The 15412-nt window shown below is 68.7% G+C and carries 12 protein-coding genes and 1 pseudogene; 11 read left to right on the top strand and 2 right to left on the bottom strand.

The window, feature by feature from the left end:
- The first annotated feature begins 55 nt into the window (after positions 1-55).
- The gene (locus CRM89_RS09975; RefSeq protein ID WP_228791224.1) at positions 56-760 is read left to right on the top strand and encodes a gamma-glutamyl-gamma-aminobutyrate hydrolase family protein; all 705 of its coding nucleotides are present in this window, start codon (positions 56-58) and stop codon (positions 758-760) included.
- Positions 761-835: 75 nt separating this feature from the next.
- On the opposite strand, the gene CRM89_RS09970 is transcribed toward CRM89_RS09975, so the two are convergent.
- Positions 836-1519: a TetR/AcrR family transcriptional regulator gene (locus CRM89_RS09970; RefSeq protein ID WP_060590372.1), complete on the bottom strand. Its 684-nt coding sequence runs from the start codon at positions 1517-1519 to the stop codon at positions 836-838.
- A 299-nt stretch (positions 1520-1818) separates the two neighbouring features.
- On the opposite strand from CRM89_RS09970, the gene CRM89_RS09965 reads away from it, so the two are divergent.
- The 10 genes and pseudogenes from CRM89_RS09965 (at position 1819) to CRM89_RS32235 (ending at position 13722) form a co-directional block, all read left to right on the top strand.
- A complete protein-coding gene (locus CRM89_RS09965; RefSeq protein WP_098083822.1) occupies positions 1819-3426 on the top strand; it encodes a class I adenylate-forming enzyme family protein in 1608 nt (535 codons plus the stop codon).
- A 10-nt stretch (positions 3427-3436) separates the two neighbouring features.
- Positions 3437-4234, top strand: coding sequence for an enoyl-CoA hydratase/isomerase family protein (locus CRM89_RS09960; RefSeq protein ID WP_060590377.1), 798 nt, complete (start codon positions 3437-3439; stop codon positions 4232-4234).
- Positions 4231-5325: a Zn-dependent alcohol dehydrogenase gene (locus tag CRM89_RS09955; RefSeq protein ID WP_086843727.1), complete on the top strand. Its 1095-nt coding sequence runs from the start codon at positions 4231-4233 to the stop codon at positions 5323-5325. The genes CRM89_RS09960 and CRM89_RS09955 overlap by 4 nt, the downstream gene beginning before the upstream one ends.
- A gap of 32 nt (positions 5326-5357) precedes the next feature.
- Complete coding sequence (locus CRM89_RS09950; protein ID WP_098083821.1) at positions 5358-6815, top strand: aldehyde dehydrogenase; 1458 nt, start codon at positions 5358-5360, stop codon at positions 6813-6815.
- 111 nt (positions 6816-6926) lie between these two features.
- Complete coding sequence (locus tag CRM89_RS09945; RefSeq protein WP_098083820.1) at positions 6927-8585, top strand: NAD(P)/FAD-dependent oxidoreductase; 1659 nt, start codon at positions 6927-6929, stop codon at positions 8583-8585.
- Positions 8582-8956, top strand: coding sequence for a hotdog domain-containing protein (locus CRM89_RS09940; protein ID WP_060590385.1), 375 nt, complete (start codon positions 8582-8584; stop codon positions 8954-8956). The genes CRM89_RS09945 and CRM89_RS09940 overlap by 4 nt, the downstream gene beginning before the upstream one ends.
- A 5-nt stretch (positions 8957-8961) precedes the next feature.
- Positions 8962-10257: an FAD-binding oxidoreductase gene (locus CRM89_RS09935; protein ID WP_098083819.1), complete on the top strand. Its 1296-nt coding sequence runs from the start codon at positions 8962-8964 to the stop codon at positions 10255-10257.
- Positions 10258-10307: 50 nt separating this feature from the next.
- A complete protein-coding gene (locus CRM89_RS09930) occupies positions 10308-11288 on the top strand; it encodes a nitronate monooxygenase family protein (RefSeq protein ID WP_098083818.1) in 981 nt (326 codons plus the stop codon).
- A 340-nt stretch (positions 11289-11628) separates the two neighbouring features.
- Positions 11629-12324 carry a transporter gene (locus CRM89_RS09925; protein WP_086843717.1) on the top strand — a complete coding sequence of 232 codons (696 nt, stop codon included), beginning with the start codon at positions 11629-11631 and terminating at the stop codon, positions 12322-12324.
- Positions 12325-12367: 43 nt separating this feature from the next.
- Positions 12368-13722, top strand: a pseudogene (locus CRM89_RS32235) (flavin monoamine oxidase family protein).
- Between the two features lie 744 nt (positions 13723-14466).
- On the opposite strand, the gene CRM89_RS09910 reads toward CRM89_RS32235, so the two are convergent.
- Positions 14467-15366 carry a helix-turn-helix domain-containing protein gene (locus tag CRM89_RS09910; RefSeq protein ID WP_098083817.1) on the bottom strand — a complete coding sequence of 300 codons (900 nt, stop codon included), beginning with the start codon at positions 15364-15366 and terminating at the stop codon, positions 14467-14469.
- Positions 15367-15412: the final 46 nt, after the last annotated feature.

Here is a 15412-nt window from a genome sequence, read left to right as displayed (position 1 = left end):
CGCGCGCTCGAACCCGGCGAAGCCGCTGATCGGACTGACCGGACGCCGGTTCAGGATGGGGCTGATCAGCGGCAGTCACCCGGGCTACGGTCAGCGTCTCACCGACGCCTTCTTCGCCGATTTCGCGGAGCGCATCACGCGCGCGGGCGGGGTGCCGGTGATGCTGCCCTACGACGCCGATCCCGAAGCGCTCGGGGACTGGCTGTCCGGGGTGGTGATCACCGGCGGTCAGGATGTGCACCCGCGGTGCTGGGGTGGCGACGAATCGGTGGTCGGTGAGATCGCCGCGGTGGACCATCCGTCGGTGCATGATCCCGACCGCGACCGCTTCGAGATCGCGCTCACCAGGATGGCGCTGGCGCGCCGGATCCCGTTGCTCGGGGTGTGCCGTGGCATGCAGGTGCTCAACGTGGCCCTCGGTGGCACGCTGATCCCCGACCTGCCCGCCGGGCCGATCCAGCACCTCGCGGCGACCGGTCCACTCTCGGACGGCGACCCCGAGCACGCCGTCAGCTTCGAGCCGGGGACGATGGCGCAGAAGGTGTTCGGCGATCGGCTGGTCACCAATTCGTGGCACCACCAGGCGATCGACGGGTGCGGCGCGGGGCTGGTCGTCACCGGTCGCACCGACGACGGCGTCGCGGAGGCTGTCGAGCTGCCCGGCGCCCCGGTGCTCGGCGTGCAGTGGCATCCGGAGTGGATGATCACCGACGACGGCGCCCTGCGCTGGCTCGTCGACGCGGCCGCGGCACCACGCTGAGCGAAAATGACTGTGGCCACTGCCGTTTCGTGGTGGCCACAGTCATTTCGGTGGCACGGCCGGTTCGGTGTGCGGTCAGTCCACGCCCACCCAGGACACCAGGGAGCGCATCCTCGGTTCGGGAGTGCGCGCGGGGGCCTGGGCAGCGGGCGTCGCGGCGGGGCCGTCGCCGAGATGGGCGGCCATCCACGCGTCGAGCGCGCCGAGGGTGAGCTCCATTTGCCCCTGCGCCGCGGCCTCGTCGGTGAACACCAGCCAGTTGAGTGCGAAGCCGTCGGACAACGCGGCCACCAGGTAGATCAACTGGTCGATGGTTTCCGGCGCGACCCGGCGGCCCGCCGCCGTCCGCGGCGCGCCGAGGATCGTGCGCATGGTGTCGAAGGCGGCTTTGTACACCACCTGGGCTTGCGTGCCCTCCCGTTGCCCCCAGCTGATCAGCTCGATGATCGTCGCGCCGAAGGCCGGGTTCTCGCGATACCACTCCATCACGCCGCGCAGCAGTGCCCGTGCGGTGGTCTGCACGTCGCCGTGGACGTCGTTGCGGATCAGCACGTCGCGATACTCGCCGGCGAGGTACTCGAACACCGCCGCGAACAGCGCTTCCTTGGTGGCGAAGCAATAGTGCAGCGTGGCAAGGGGAGCGTTGGCGGCCTCGGCGATGCGGCGCGTGGTCGCTCCGTCCACCCCGTGGGCGGCGATCACGCGGACGGCCGCGGCCACCAGGTCGGCGCGACGTTCAGCGGCGGGGATGCGAGCCATGCGGTACTCCTGTCCAGGCAATCTGAACGATTGATCAAGTCATGCCGACATTAGCAGGGCGGCCAGTGCTTCCTCCGACGTCGGAACCGCGGATCGCCGGATAAGTGAGTCATTCGCCTTGATCATATGACTAACTACGGCTACTGTTATGGCAGGCCTCACATTTCCGCCGCCGAACGGTCGCACTCACCCGGCGATCCAGGCTCCCCATCGAGAACACCCCGTCACGGCGCGCAGCCCCCGTCGACCGCAGGTCGATCGACGACGACCCGCCGCCTGGCAACCGCGAAGAGGACGACATGACCCAAGTCGAACCGGTCCACCCCGAACGCGCGCTCGCGCTCGAACGGTTGGCCGTTGACCCGCCGATCGGCACCCTCGTCGAGCTCCTTGCCGACCAGGCCGTCCGCTCGCCCGACCGCGAATTCCTCCGCTTCGCCGACGGGTCGTGGACCTTCGCCGAGATCGACGACTGGACCTCCCGCCTGGCTCGACGCCTGATCGTCGAGGACGGCGTGCGCCCCGGTGATCGAGTCGCGATCATGCTCCCCAACATCGTGCAGTGGCCGGTCGCCTGGCTGGCGGTCCTCAAGGCGGGCGCGGTGACGGTTCCGGTGAACTCGTCGTATCAGCGAGCCGATCTCGAGTTCGTGCTCCAGGATTCCGGCGCCCGGGTGGTGTTCACCGACGCGGCGCACACCGCGCTGGTCGAACAGGTGCGGGCCGCGAACGGCGAGCTGGCCGATGTGCGCATCGTCGATGCCGTGTCGCCGGCCGAACTCGCCGCCCACCCCGCGCAGCGGCCCGCGGTGGAGATCACCCCCGACACGCTCGCGAACCTCCAATACACCTCGGGCACGACCGGATTCCCCAAGGCGTGCATGCTCACCCATGACTACTGGGTCCGCATCGGCTGGTTCTGCGCGAACGCCAACAGCCTCGGCGCCGACGACGTCGTGCTCACCTCCCAGCCGTTCTCCTACATGGACCCGCAGTGGAACACCGCGCTGTGCCTGACGATCGGTGCGCCGCTGGTGGTGCTGCCCAGGTTCTCCGCCTCCGGTTTCATGGCCGATGTGCGCAAGCACCGGGCCACGTTCATCTATGTGCTCGGTTCCATGCCGACGCTGTTGTTCAAGCAACCGCCCACCCCGCAGGACCGCGACAACGACCTGCGCATCGTGCTCTGTTCGGCGATCCCCGTCGCCCTGCACGCCGAGCTCGAACAGCGGTGGGGCGCACCGTGGCGCGAGATCTTCGGGATGACCGAGAGCGGCGTCGACCTGTTCAGCCACGTCGAGAACACCGAGGACGTGGGCAGTGGCCGACTGGGGCAACCGGTGCCGACCAAGCAGGTCCGCGTCGTCGACCCGCAGGGCCGCGACGTCGGTGACGGCGAGTCCGGTGAGCTGATCACCTCGGGCAAGCCGATGATGCTCGGCTACTGGAACCGCCCCGAGGAAACCGCGCAGACCCTGCGCGACGGCTGGCTGCACACCGGTGACGTCGCCGTCCGGGAGGCGGGCAGCTACCGGCTGATCGGCCGGATCAAGGACATGGTCCGCCGCGGCGGGGAGAACATCGCCAGCGCCGAGGTCGAGCGCGTGCTCGAACGCGACGACAGCGTGGTCGCCACCGCCGTGGTCGGCGTGCCGGACGAGTTGTTCGGCGAGGAGGTCAAGGCCTTCGTGCAACTGGCGCCCGGCGTGGCGGCGAGCCGCGAGACCGCCCAGCGGATCCTCGACGGCGCGCGGAATCAGTTGGCGCGTTTCAAACTCCCGCGCTACGTGGAATTCGTCGCCGACTTCCCCCGCACCCCGTCCGAGCGGGTGTCCAAACCCGCGCTGAAGGCGCGCGCCGCCGAGCACCCCGGCATCACCTACGACCTGCAACCACCGCGCGACTGAGGAGCCGGACGTGACCGACACCCACCTTGATGTACGCATCGACGACGACGTCGCGGTGCTCACCCTGAACCGCCCGGCGAAGCTGAACGCGCTCGATGTGGCCACGCGGGTGCTGCTCGCGCAGACCATCCGGCAGTTCGGCACCGGTGACCTGGTGCGCGGGATCGTGCTCACCGGCACCGGCCGGGCCTTCTCGGCAGGTGAGGACCTGCAGGCGGTTCCGTCGACCTACGCGGAGGTCCGCGAGGCTGTCGCGACCTTCCACGACATCACCCGCGCGATCCTGGAGACGCGGATCCCGGTGATCGCGGCGGTGAACGGGATCGCCGTCGGCGGCGCCTCGGAGATCACGCTGTCGTGCGACGGACGCATCGGGAGTCCGGCCGCCGAGTACTTCCAGCCGGAGAACCACCGCGGCATCATCATCTCCAACGCCTCGAGCTTCCTGATGGGCAGGCTCGTCGGCAGCCACGCGATGCGCATCGTCCTCGGCTCGCACCGGGTCGGCGCCGAGGAGGCGCTGCGCATCGGGCTGCTCGACGAGATCGTCGCCCCGGAGACACTGGTCGATCGCGCCGTCGAGGTGATCCGGCAGTGGAACTCCGACCCCCGCATCACCGCACTGCACCTCGGCTTGCTGCGTCCGCTGCCCGCCGAGATCGAGGCCGCGTTCGCCCGCGAGGACGACGCCGCCCGCCAAGCCTGGGAGTCCGGCGCGTTCAGCGAGGGCATCGCGGGTTTCTGGACATCGAAGAACGCGGCGTCCCCGGCGTCCGCGCCGAGCAACCGAGATCGGAGCCGATCATGATCACCACCGAAGCAGCTGTCCTCACCGCGGTCGGCGAACCGCTGGAGTTCACCGAGATCCTGGTCGACGACCCGGAACCCGACGAGATCCGCCTCGCGGTCTCGAATGTCGGTCTGTGTCACAGCGACCTGCACTACATGACCGGAACCGTCGCCGCCGACCTGCCCGTGGTCGTCGGCCACGAGGTGGCCGGCGTGGTCGAGGCGGTCGGCTCCGCGGTGACGACTCTGCGTCCCGGCGACCGAGTCGTCGGCGCCCTCACTCCCTCGTGCGGGATGTGCCGCAACTGCCAGGTCGGGCGTTCGACCCAGTGCCAGCGCGTCACCGAGATCCGGCGACGGCCGCGGCCCGCCTTCCAGCTGCCGAGCGGTCAGGTCGTGCACCGCCTCGGTGATGTCGGCGCGTTCGCACGCCACACCCTGATGCGGGAGAACTCGCTGGTCGCCGTGGCCGACGAGGTGAGTCTGCACGTGGGCTGCCTGCTCTCGTGCTGCATCATCACCGGTGTCGGCGCGGTGTTCCGGGCCGCCGAGGTGCGTCCCGGCGCCACCGTCGCCGTGATCGGTTGCGGCGGTGTCGGTTCGGCCATCGTCCAGGGCGCGCACCTGGCCGGCGCTTCCGCCATCGTCGCTGTCGACCTCGACGACGCTCGCCTCGCCGCCGCCAAGACCTTCGGCGCCACTCACGTCGTGAACGGCGCCGCCGATGTCGCCGCCGAGATCAGGAACCTGCTCGGCGACGGCGTGGACTACTCGTTCGAGGCGGTCGGCAGCGCGCGGACCGCGGCGACCGCCCTCGAGGTGCTGCGCCCGACCGGCACCGCGTGCATGGTCGGCATCGCCCCCGACGGCACCGACCTGACGTTGCCCGCCTGGAACTTCTTCTTCAGCGAGAAGCGCCTCATCGGTTCCTACATGGGTTCGGGCCAGGCGCAGCAGGACATCGCCCAGTTCGCCCGCCTGTACCAGCAGGGGCGGCTGCTGCTCGACGAGATGGTCAGCGACGTCATCCCGTTCCACGACCTCGACAAGGGCTTCGAGGCGATGAAGTCCGGCGCGGTCACCCGCATCGTCGCCGACCTCACCGTCTGAGCCCCGACCACTCGCGCACCGAAGGAGCCCCGATGACGAATCCGCAACTGCCCCAACCGATCAACTACATCGCCGACGAGTGGTCCGAGTGTGCGACGATCCCCGACGCCTGGAACCTCGACCCCAACACCGGTCAGCCGGTGCACCGTGCGGTCACCACCACCCCGGAGGACGTGGAACGCGCACTGCGCCACGCCGAGCGGTCCTACGGTTTCGAACGCTGGGACGACGCGGCGAGCGAGGAACGCGCCGAGGTCATCGAACGCGCGGCCGACAACGTCGCGTCCCGGATCGAGGACATCGCTCGCACCGACGCACTGACCAGCGGAGTTCCGATCGCCAAGGCCCGGATGGTGGCGCAGTTCCTGCCGCACCGCATCCGTTCCGCGGCCGCGGATCTGCGGACTGTTCCGCGGCGCGTCGCGCTCGAGGCCGGCGGGCGGGACGTGCGGCTGTACAAGGTCCCGTGGGGCCCGGCCGCCATCCTCACCCCGTGGAACGGACCGAGTTTCATTCCTGCCGCGAAGATGGTGAGCGCGCTGGCCGCGGGCTGTCCGGTCATCCTCAAGCCGTCCGAACACGCGCCGAGCAGTGCCCAGATCATCGTCGAGTGCTTCGTCGCGGCCGGGCTACCCGCCGGCGCGCTGCAACTGCTGCACGGCGCGGGCGACGTGGGCGCGGCCGTCACCGGCGACCCGCGCGTGAAGATCGTCTCCTTCACCGGCGGCCCGAACGCCGGCCGGGCCATCGCGCGCGCGGCCGCCGAGGACTTCAAGGTGCTCCAGCTCGAGCTCGGCGGCAACAACCCGGCCCTCGTACTCGACGACGCCGACATCGACGTCGCGGCCGACGGCATCCTCGACGGGATGACCAAGCTCAACGGTCAGTGGTGCGAGGGCCCCGGGAAGGTGCTCGCGCACAAGAGCCTGGTCGAACCGCTGCTCGAGGCGCTGCTCGACCGGATCGCCCACCTCGAGATCGGCAACTCGCTCGACGAGAGCACCGAACTCGGACCCATCTCCAATGCCCCGCACTTCGCGACCTTGCAGAGCCGAATCGACGGGCTGCGGGCCAACGGCGCGACCCTTCACCAGCCCGCCGAGCTTCCCGGTCTGGACGGCTTCTTCCTGTCGCCGACCGTCGCGACAGGTGTCGACCCGTCGCTGGCGACCGCCGAACTGTTCGGCCCGCTCATCACCCTGCACGCCGTGGACTCCGACGAGGACGCGCTGCGGGTGGCCAACGCCAACCCCTCGGGCCTGGACGCCTACGTGTTCGGCGGCGACCTGGACCGCGCCATCGAGGTCGGCTCACGAATCCTCTCGGGCGAGGTGCGCGTGAACGGCGCCAAGGTCGCCGACCTCGCCGACGGCTCGGCGCAAAGCTTCTGGGGCACTGCGGGAATCGGCGGTCACGCCCCCGGTGAGTCCGTCCGGGTCTTCTGCGGCGATCGCGTGGTCGGCGTCGATTCTCCCGACCTGCCGATGTAGCGATCGCCGATTGCTCCCGCCCACCCTCGACCGTGGCCGGCTCACCGGCCGACTTCGACTGGTTCGTGTGATCCGGTCGACCGAAAAACACACAGGAAAGCGGCTCCCGCCATGAACTCCACCCCAAGCCCAGAGATCGTCGACGTCATCGGCGTGGGCGCCGGCTTCACCGGCATGTACCTCTCGCACCGGCTGACGACAGCAGGCTGGACCTTCGCCGGTTTCGAGGCAGGACCGAGCGTCGGCGGCACCTGGTTCTGGAACACCTATCCGGGCGCCCGATGTGATGTCGAGAGCATCTACTACTCGTACTCGTTCGACGAGGAGCTCCAGCAGGAGTGGACGTGGAGCCAGCGCTTCGCCCCGCAGGCCGAGATCCTCAGCTACATCGAGCACGTCGCAGACCGGTTCGACCTGCGCAAACACTTCACCTTCAACACCCGCGTGGTGGCCTCGACCTGGAACGCGGCCGACCGGGTGTGGGAGGTGCGGCTCGACAACGGCGAAATCCGGCGCAGCCGCTATCTGATCTCGGGTGCGGGCGGCCTGTCCACGCCGAAGGACTTCGACGTGCCCGGCCTGTCGAATTTCGCCGGCCTGAAGGTCTCGACGAGCCGGTGGAACATCTCGCTGGACGACTTGCGGGGCAAGCGGGTCGCGGTGATCGGCACCGGCTCCTCCGGCGTGCAGGCCATCCCGCTGATCGCCGAGGTCGCCGAACATCTCACCGTCTTCCAGCGCACCCCGAACTACGTGATGCCCGCCCGCAACGCCGTGCTCACCCCCGACCAGGTCGCCGCGGTCAAGGAGAACTACCCGGCCATCCGGGAGGAGTGCAGGCACTCACCCGGCGGCATCCCCGATCGCCCCGTCACCGACCGGGCGTTCGATGTGTCGGACGAGGAGCGCAAGCGGCGCTATGAGGCGGCATACGAGCGCAGCGGATTCCAGGGCGTCGGCGGCGAGTTCGCCGACCTGCTGTTCGACATGGAGGCGAACCGCACCGCGTCGGAGTTCATCCACGACAAGATCCGCGAGATCGTGAAAGACCCGGTCACCGCCGAACGGCTGGTCCCCAAGTACCACCCGCTCGGCGCCAAGCGCAGCGTCTTCGGCACCGATTACTACGAGACCTACAACCGGTCGAACGTGTCGCTGGTGTCGCTGCGTGAAGAGGCGATCGAGACCATGACCGAGAATGCGATCATCACCTCGAACGGCGCCTACGAGGTGGACGCCATCGTGCTCGCGATCGGCTTCGACGCCTTCACCGGCCCGCTCTACGGGCTCGGGCTCACCGGTGCGTCCGGTCGGACACTGCAGGACGCGTGGAGTGACGGTATCCGCTCCTACCTCGGATTCATGGCCGCCGACTTCCCCAACTTCTTCATGGTCGGCGGACCGCTGAGTCCTGCGCTGGCCAGCAATGTGGTGGTGACCATCGAACAGGCCGTCGACTGGATCGCCGACCTCATCGAACACGCCCGCGATACCGGCGCGACGCAGATCGAGGCCACCCCCGAAGCCCAGCAGGAGTGGGTCGACATCACCGAGTGGACCGTGTCCCAGACGTTGTACGCCACCACCGACTCCTGGTATCGGGGCTCCAACGTCGAAGGCAAGCCCAACACCTTCATGGGGTACCTGGGCGGTGTCGGCAAGTACCGCCGGATGTGCACCGAGATCGCCAAGCGGGGTTATCCCGGCGTCGCGATCGACGGTCGAGCGCAGTCGCGCACACTCGGCCCGATTCACGAGGAGATTTCATGAGCAAGGCTGTCCACCGGCGGTATGTCGCCTTTTCCGATGCGCATTACGCGGGCAACCTCGTCGACGGTGCCTATGCCTTGAAGCTCTTCGGCGATGTCGGCACCAATCTGGCGATCGAAATGGACGGCCACGAGGGCTTGTTCGCCGGCTATTCGTCGGTGGAATTCCTCGCCCCGGTGCGGGGTGGCGATGTCGTCGAGGCCGAAGCGACCCTGGTGAAGAAGGGGAATCGCAGCCGCACCGTCGATTTCGAGCTCCGGGTGATCTGCCGTGGCTCCGACGACACCGGCCGGGCACAGGTCCTGGATCCGCCCTTGGTCGCGGTACGCGCGCGCGGCACCGCGGTCATCCCCACGGATGGAACGGAGTAGCGGCCGTGAAATTGATCGACGACACCGGCTGGGCCGGACAACCCACCACGGTCGAACCGTCGCTCACCGGTGACATCGACTGCGACGTCGTGGTGATCGGCGGTGGCGGCGGTGGCATGTCAGCGGCGCTTCGCCTGGCCGACAAGGGCGTGGACGTGGTCCTGCTCGAGGCCGAGACGCTGGGCTGGGGCGCCACTTCCCGCAACGCCGGCTACATCACGAACTCCGTCGCCGCCGATCCGGAGCTGCTGGGGTTCCTGCTGAAACGGGAGCGGTTGCGCGAGCTGTACCGTTACGCCGAACACGCCGTGCATTTCGCCGAGGACGCGATCGCGCAGCACGGGATCGACTGCGACTACAAGCAGGAAGGCATCGTGATGGCCGCGGTGTCCAAGGGCCAGCTGCGGCACGCGCGCCGCAACGCGAAGGTCTTGGCCGAGGCCGGTTCGTCGGGCGAGTGGGTCGAAGGCCCCGAGGCAGGACTGCCGGAGGGCTTCCTCGGCGGTATCCGCGAAGGTGTCGGCGGCACCGTCGATCCGGGCAAGTTCGCGCTCGGCCTGCGCGCCGCGACGATCGCCGCCGGGGTGCGCGTCCACGAGTCCACGCCTGCGGTCGACGTCGTCGACACCGGTGACCGGGTCACGGTCACCACCCCGAACGGAACGGTCAGGGCACGCAAGGCGCTGCTGACCACCAACGCCGCGAGCAACAGCCTGTCCATCGCGCCGAAACACCTCGCGACACCGGTGTGGACCTCGCTGGTCGAAACCGAACCGATCCCGCCCGACCGGCTCGACGAGATCGGCTGGACCAGCCGCGCGCCCCTGGTCACCCTGCACATGATCCTGGAGAGCTACCGCGTCACCCCGCGCGGCACGATCGTGTTCGGCACCCGCCGCATCCAGGCGGGCCGCAACCCGCTGCCGACCCGCACCCCGGCGCCGCAGGTCGTCGACGATCTCGTCCGCGGCTTCCACGACCGCTTCCCCGGCCTGCGCGACATCGAGCCGGTGACGGCCTGGGGCGGCTGGATCGGCATGAGCTCCACCTGGCTGCCCGCCGCGGGCGCGGCCTCCGCCAACGTGCTCTATTCGGCCGCCTGCAACGGCCACGGCTTCGCCCAGGCCCAGTACGTGGGACACATGCTGGCCGACCACGTGACCGGCGAGCCGCGGCACGCCGATCTCGAGGCGATCTGGCACCGCGGCACGTTCTGGCCCAGCTTCGTCAGCAATCCCGCGCTGTACCTCGGGTGGCTCGCCGACCGGGCCGCCGACCGGTGGGCGGCATTCCGGACGTGATTCCGTCAGGTTGTGACTGAGACATTTGACCAAATCGAGTCAGGATACCCATGTTCTCCAACACCTTCACCGAGATGTTCGGCGTCGAGCACCCACTCGTCTGTGGCGGCATGACCGCCGTCGGCACGGCGGATCTGATCGGCGCGGTAGCCGATGCCGGTGCCCTCGGTTTCCTCACCGCGCTCACCCAGCCCACTCCCGAGGCGCTGGTCAAGGAGATCAGCCGCTGCCGCGACCTCACCGACAAACCGTTCGGGGTGAACCTGACGATCCTGCCGACCATCAAGCCGGTGCCCTACGACGAATACCGTGACGCCATCGTCGAGAGCGGCATCACCGTCGTCGAAACGGCGGGCGGCAACCCGCAGCCGCACCTGCCCACCTTCAAGGCCGCGGGTGTGAAGGTCATCCACAAGGCGGTCACCGTCCGGCATGCCCTCAAGGCGCAACAGCTCGGCGTCGACGCGGTCAGCATCGACGGTTTCGAATGCGCCGGACATCCCGGTGAGGACGACGTCCCCGGTCTCGTGTTGATCCCCGCCGCGGCGCGGGCGCTGTCCATTCCGATCATCGCCAGCGGCGGCATCGCGACCGGTGCCGGCCTGGTCGCCGCGCTGGCGCTCGGCGCATGTGCGGTGAACATGGGCACCCGCTTCATGGCGACCACCGAGGCGCCCATTCATCAGAACGTCAAGCAGCAGATCGTGGACAACTCCGAACGCGACACCCTCATCGTGTTCCGCGAGTTCCACAACTCCGCCCGCGTCGCCCGCAAAGCGGTGTCGGAGGAGATCGCGGCCATCTCGCGGAAAGCCGGTGCGACCTTCGACGACGTCGCTCATCTGGCCAGTGGCGCTCGCGCCCGCGAGCGGGTGTACGGCGACGGTGAGATCGACGGCGGTCTGTGGTGGGCCGGCCAGGCGCAGGGGTTGATCCACGAGATCGGCAGCTGCCAGGAAGTGGTCGACCGGATTCTCGCCGACGCGCACCGGATCGTCACCGAGACCCTGCCGCGCCACCTCGCGGGCTGATCCGCCCGCGGTGCCCGGAACGGAACCGTCGAACCCGCGCGTGGGTTCGACGGTTCCGTGCTTTCGGCAGGTGCGTGTGCCCGCTGGGGGGTACGGATCGACGAATCCCCGCCTAGTTAGTCAAATGCCTTGATCATATGACCGACTCACGGTACCGTTATGACAGGCATCACACCCGACCTCAATTCGGGGCTACGCGCACACCCTGCTCGGTGGCCGGATGCCGAACCCACGGATTGCCGAAGCGAGACGACCCTCCCTGCCGCGATCGCTCGGCAGCGCTCACACAACGCCCCCGTGCCGCCGGCCGGCGGGCGCCCCCTGCCAAGGAGAAGAGACCATGTCCATCAAGGAACTGCTTTTCGCGGTCGCGGACATCTGGATGATCGCTGTCGGTTTCACCTACGGCATCAAGTTCATCCGGAACTACAAGAACTATCTGCTCGGTCTCGAGTGGATCATCGTCGCGACCTCGGGCACGAACTTCCTGATCTACGGCCTGCTCGCGGCGGGCCACGACAGCCCGATGTACAAGGCAGCCGCCTTTTTGGACGCCTTCTCCAGGTCGGTGGGCATCACGCTGATCCTGGTGCTCGGACTGATGGCGGTGACCCATCGGTACAAGCCGTCGGTGGCGGTGGACATCGGCGCGTTCGCGCTGGCGGCCGTCGCGGGTCTGCTGCTGCTCGGGTACCAGGACACGATCGGCCTGCCTGCCAAGATCTTCTTCGTCGTGGTCAACGTGCTCACCACGATCTACCTCGTCTACTTCTCCGCCCGGCTGTGGCAGATCGGTGAGCGCGGCCACGCGGTCTCGGCGGCAGTCGCGACGGCCTGCGGCTTCCTGATCGCGGCCACCTACGACTTCGTGACGATTCCCGGTGACGATTCCGAGCACACGATCTTCTACATCCTGGCCCTGTCGGCGTGGGGCTTGCAGATGTTCGCCTACTACCGCGCCTACCGGGCATTCGACGCCCACAACAAGCGCGTCGACGCGCCGTCGATGACGGGCGACGCCCCGGTCACGGCATAACCAGCGGTTCCCTTCTTCGAATCAGCCACAGCCAGGAGCCGAAATGGCAACGCAGAACAAGCAGCAAGAATCCACCGAGGTTGTCGTCATCGGCGCGGGAATGGCGGGCTTGACGGCCGCGACCACCGTGGCTCCGGCCGCCGAGGTGGTGGTGCTCGAGTCCACCGATCGCACGGGCGGCCGCGTCGACACCGTGCGGCAAGGCGACTACTGGATCAATGTCGGCAACCCAGTTCACCGAGGGCACCGGCACGTTGATCGACGCACTGGACCGGCACAACATCGAGATGGGCTCGCTCGCGGGAAAGAGCATCGCGCTGCACCTCAACGGGACCACCGTGGACACCTCGAACCCGTTCGCGCTCGTCTTCCGCACGCCGATGACGATGATGGACCGGATCGGCCTCGCCGTGGTCGGGGCCCGCATCATCGCCGCCGCGCCGTTTCTCGAGTCGAAGGGGAAGATCGGTCAGCGGGTGCGCGCGCGGCTCGAGAGCAAACTCGCGTCGTATGTGCTCAACGGTGTCCGTTCGGAATTGGCCACCACCATCGTCCGGTCGTGGTCGGCGCAATGGATGGGCTGCGAACCGGACGAGACGGCCGCCGCGCAGTTCGTCTACTCGGTGGGGATCGCGCTGACCGACCCCGAGAAGGTGCCCAACTTCTCGCTACCCGCCGGGGGGCAACCAGACGCTGACCGACGTGCTCACCGACGATCTCGGTGCGCGCATCCGCCTGAACTCGCCGGTGGAGTCGGTGCGCCGCGACGGCGACGGCGTGGTCGTCGACTACCGCGACGGCGACCAGCCCAAGCAGTTGCGGGCGAAACGCGCGATCGTCACCGTACCCGCCGACATCGCCGAGCGGATCCTCCCGGAGCTGCCCCAGCCGTACCGCAACGCGCTCAACGACATCACCTACGGCCGTTACGTGGTGGTCGGCTTCTTCACCGATGAGGTCGGGCCGCAGCGGTGGGACGAGTACTTCGCCATCTCCGCGCCGCAGCTGTCGTTCCAGGCGGTGTTCAACCACGCCGCGGCGTTGCGCACGGGCGGAGAACGCAAGCCGGGCGGCGCACTGGCCTGTTTCGCCGGTGGTGGCAAGGCCGACGAGCTGCTCGACCTGCCCGACGAGGAAATCGTCTCCCGCTTCACCGCCGACCTGCTCAGCGTGCTGCCCGAGCTGGAAGGCAAGCTGGGGGAGCCGGTCCTGCGCAGGCACCGCCGCGTCGTCCCGTTCTGGGCGCCCGGCCGCCGCAACACCTTGCCGACCCTGCGCGACCCGCTCGACACGATCTACCTCGCCGGCGACTACGCGCTCGATGTCCCCTCCCTGGCCGACGCCGCCGCCTCGGGCGAAAAGGCCGCCGAGGAGGTCCTGAAAAGCCTCGGCCGCTGAGCTGCCGGCGTGTTGTGAAGCGAGCAGAACCCTTCCGGTCGAGGCCGGAAGGGTTCTTCTGGTCGGGGCGACCCCCTGCTGGTTCTCGACGGACATGGATTCCCTGATCATCACAGTGAATTCGGGGCCACCGGTTGCGATCGGTGGTGAGTCGACCGACGCCGTGCCGGGCCGGTTTCCGCGACGCACCGGGCGAGCCCGCCGCTCTCGCGCACCGAACGCAGATCGGCCTCGTCCAGCTCGCCGAGGCCGAGGATCACCTCGGGTGCAGCAGCTCCCAGAGCAGGCGGGGCGCGGTCGCCACGGCCGCGCGGAGTGGGCGCGAGGGTGTAGCCGGCGGGATCGAGGTGGTAGGAGACCTCCTCGAAGAACTGCCCGTGTTGGTCTCGACGGGTCCGTCGGGTAGCAACAGCATCACCAGGCGCGAGCTGCCGCGAAGCAACGCCTGCGCGGCCGGGGTGGGCGGTAGCCCAGCCGCTTCGCCTCCGCGAGTACCCGCTTGTGGGTCGTTTCCGAAATGGGCCGGCCGGGGGTGTCGTTGCGCGCGAAACCGCCGGCTATGCGCGGAAGGCCAAGTGAGCGCGCAACATTCGTGGCGGTCACCCGCTTCGTGCTGGTCGCCCTCCGGCCTGCCTCCTGAAGAGTCCGCGTGCATCCATCGAGTCCTCCTCTCCACCAGCTCGTGCTGGTCGCCGAGGCCGGCATATTCGAATGGGGCTGGAAGGGGAACCGCCCGTGGCGCCCTCAGGCTTCCCCGTAGGTGGCGATCATATATTCGATATCGGTGGCGGCGCGGCGGAGTTCGGCGCCGAGTGCGGCGACGGCATCGGCCGGTACCGGGCGGACCAGGACGGCCGACAGGGTCTTGGCGACGGCGCCGCCGTGAGTGAAGATCGGCGCCGACAGACTGGCGATGGTGTAATCCCGGCCGTCGGTCAGTTCGTCGTCGAGGAAGTCGACCACGGTGAGATCGGCGACGGCGGCAGCGAGCCGCGCAGTGATGGCGTCGATCTCGCCACTGAGGGCGTGCATCGCCGCGAAGACCCGGTTGAACTCGCGGGTGCGTCGCTCGATGGCGTATCCCCGGGTGCGGACTTGCGCGAGCACCTCCTTCATCCGGGCGCTGAAGGCGTGTGAGGTCGGCCCCACACGGTCGAGCCATGCCTGCTGTTCGTCGGGCGGAGCGAAGGCGATGAACTCCCGTCCGAACGGCGCGACCAACGGCACGGTGAAACCGGCAGCCGCAGGCGGCGAATCGGGGGCCGATCCGACAGTCTCGATGGCAACGAGCGCTTCATCTCGCGCCTCGAACAGCAGGACTTGGCCGTGGACGGTGTCGGCGAGCTCGCCGAGGCGGGCCCGGATCCGGCGAGTCGTCGCACCGGCCGGGCGGGCGAGCGCCGCGATCGCCGGACCACAGCTGTAGTGGCCGCTGTCGTAGTCGCGCACAACCCAGTCGTGACCGACCAGCGCCGACAGAATCGCGTGGGCGGTGGCCCGGCTGATCTCGAGCGTGCGTTCGATCTCCGCCAGAGAGTAGGACCGCAGTGGGTTGCGCCCGAGGAGCTGCATGATCGCCACAACTCGATCGGTCGGCGGCGACGATGACCGGCGGTCGGTCCGGACGGGGGCGTTGGTGGTCATGCGCGCACTATACGTCGCATAGTCGACGCCCCGTCGCGGACAGGGA

This window comes from Nocardia sp. FDAARGOS_372, from assembly GCF_002554515.1.
GTDB classification, from domain to species: Bacteria; Actinomycetota; Actinomycetes; order Mycobacteriales; family Mycobacteriaceae; genus Nocardia; species Nocardia farcinica.
Note: the sequence above shows the minus strand (reverse complement) of the source record. Positions and strands in the feature narration are given on the sequence as shown.

Coding starts and splice junctions, on each gene's coding strand:
- CRM89_RS09970 (WP_060590372.1), bottom strand. CDS start 1,519: ATGGCTCGCATCCCCGCCGCTGAACGTCGCGCCGACCTGGTGGCCGCG.
- CRM89_RS09950 (WP_098083821.1), top strand. CDS start 5,358: ATGACGAATCCGCAACTGCCCCAACCGATCAACTACATCGCCGACGAG.
- CRM89_RS09930 (WP_098083818.1), top strand. CDS start 10,308: ATGTTCTCCAACACCTTCACCGAGATGTTCGGCGTCGAGCACCCACTC.
- CRM89_RS09940 (WP_060590385.1), top strand. CDS start 8,582: ATGAGCAAGGCTGTCCACCGGCGGTATGTCGCCTTTTCCGATGCGCAT.
- CRM89_RS09945 (WP_098083820.1), top strand. CDS start 6,927: ATGAACTCCACCCCAAGCCCAGAGATCGTCGACGTCATCGGCGTGGGC.
- CRM89_RS09910 (WP_098083817.1), bottom strand. CDS start 15,366: ATGACCACCAACGCCCCCGTCCGGACCGACCGCCGGTCATCGTCGCCG.
- CRM89_RS09955 (WP_086843727.1), top strand. CDS start 4,231: ATGATCACCACCGAAGCAGCTGTCCTCACCGCGGTCGGCGAACCGCTG.
- CRM89_RS09925 (WP_086843717.1), top strand. CDS start 11,629: ATGTCCATCAAGGAACTGCTTTTCGCGGTCGCGGACATCTGGATGATC.
- CRM89_RS09965 (WP_098083822.1), top strand. CDS start 1,819: ATGACCCAAGTCGAACCGGTCCACCCCGAACGCGCGCTCGCGCTCGAA.
- CRM89_RS09975 (WP_228791224.1), top strand. CDS start 56: ATGGGGCTGATCAGCGGCAGTCACCCGGGCTACGGTCAGCGTCTCACC.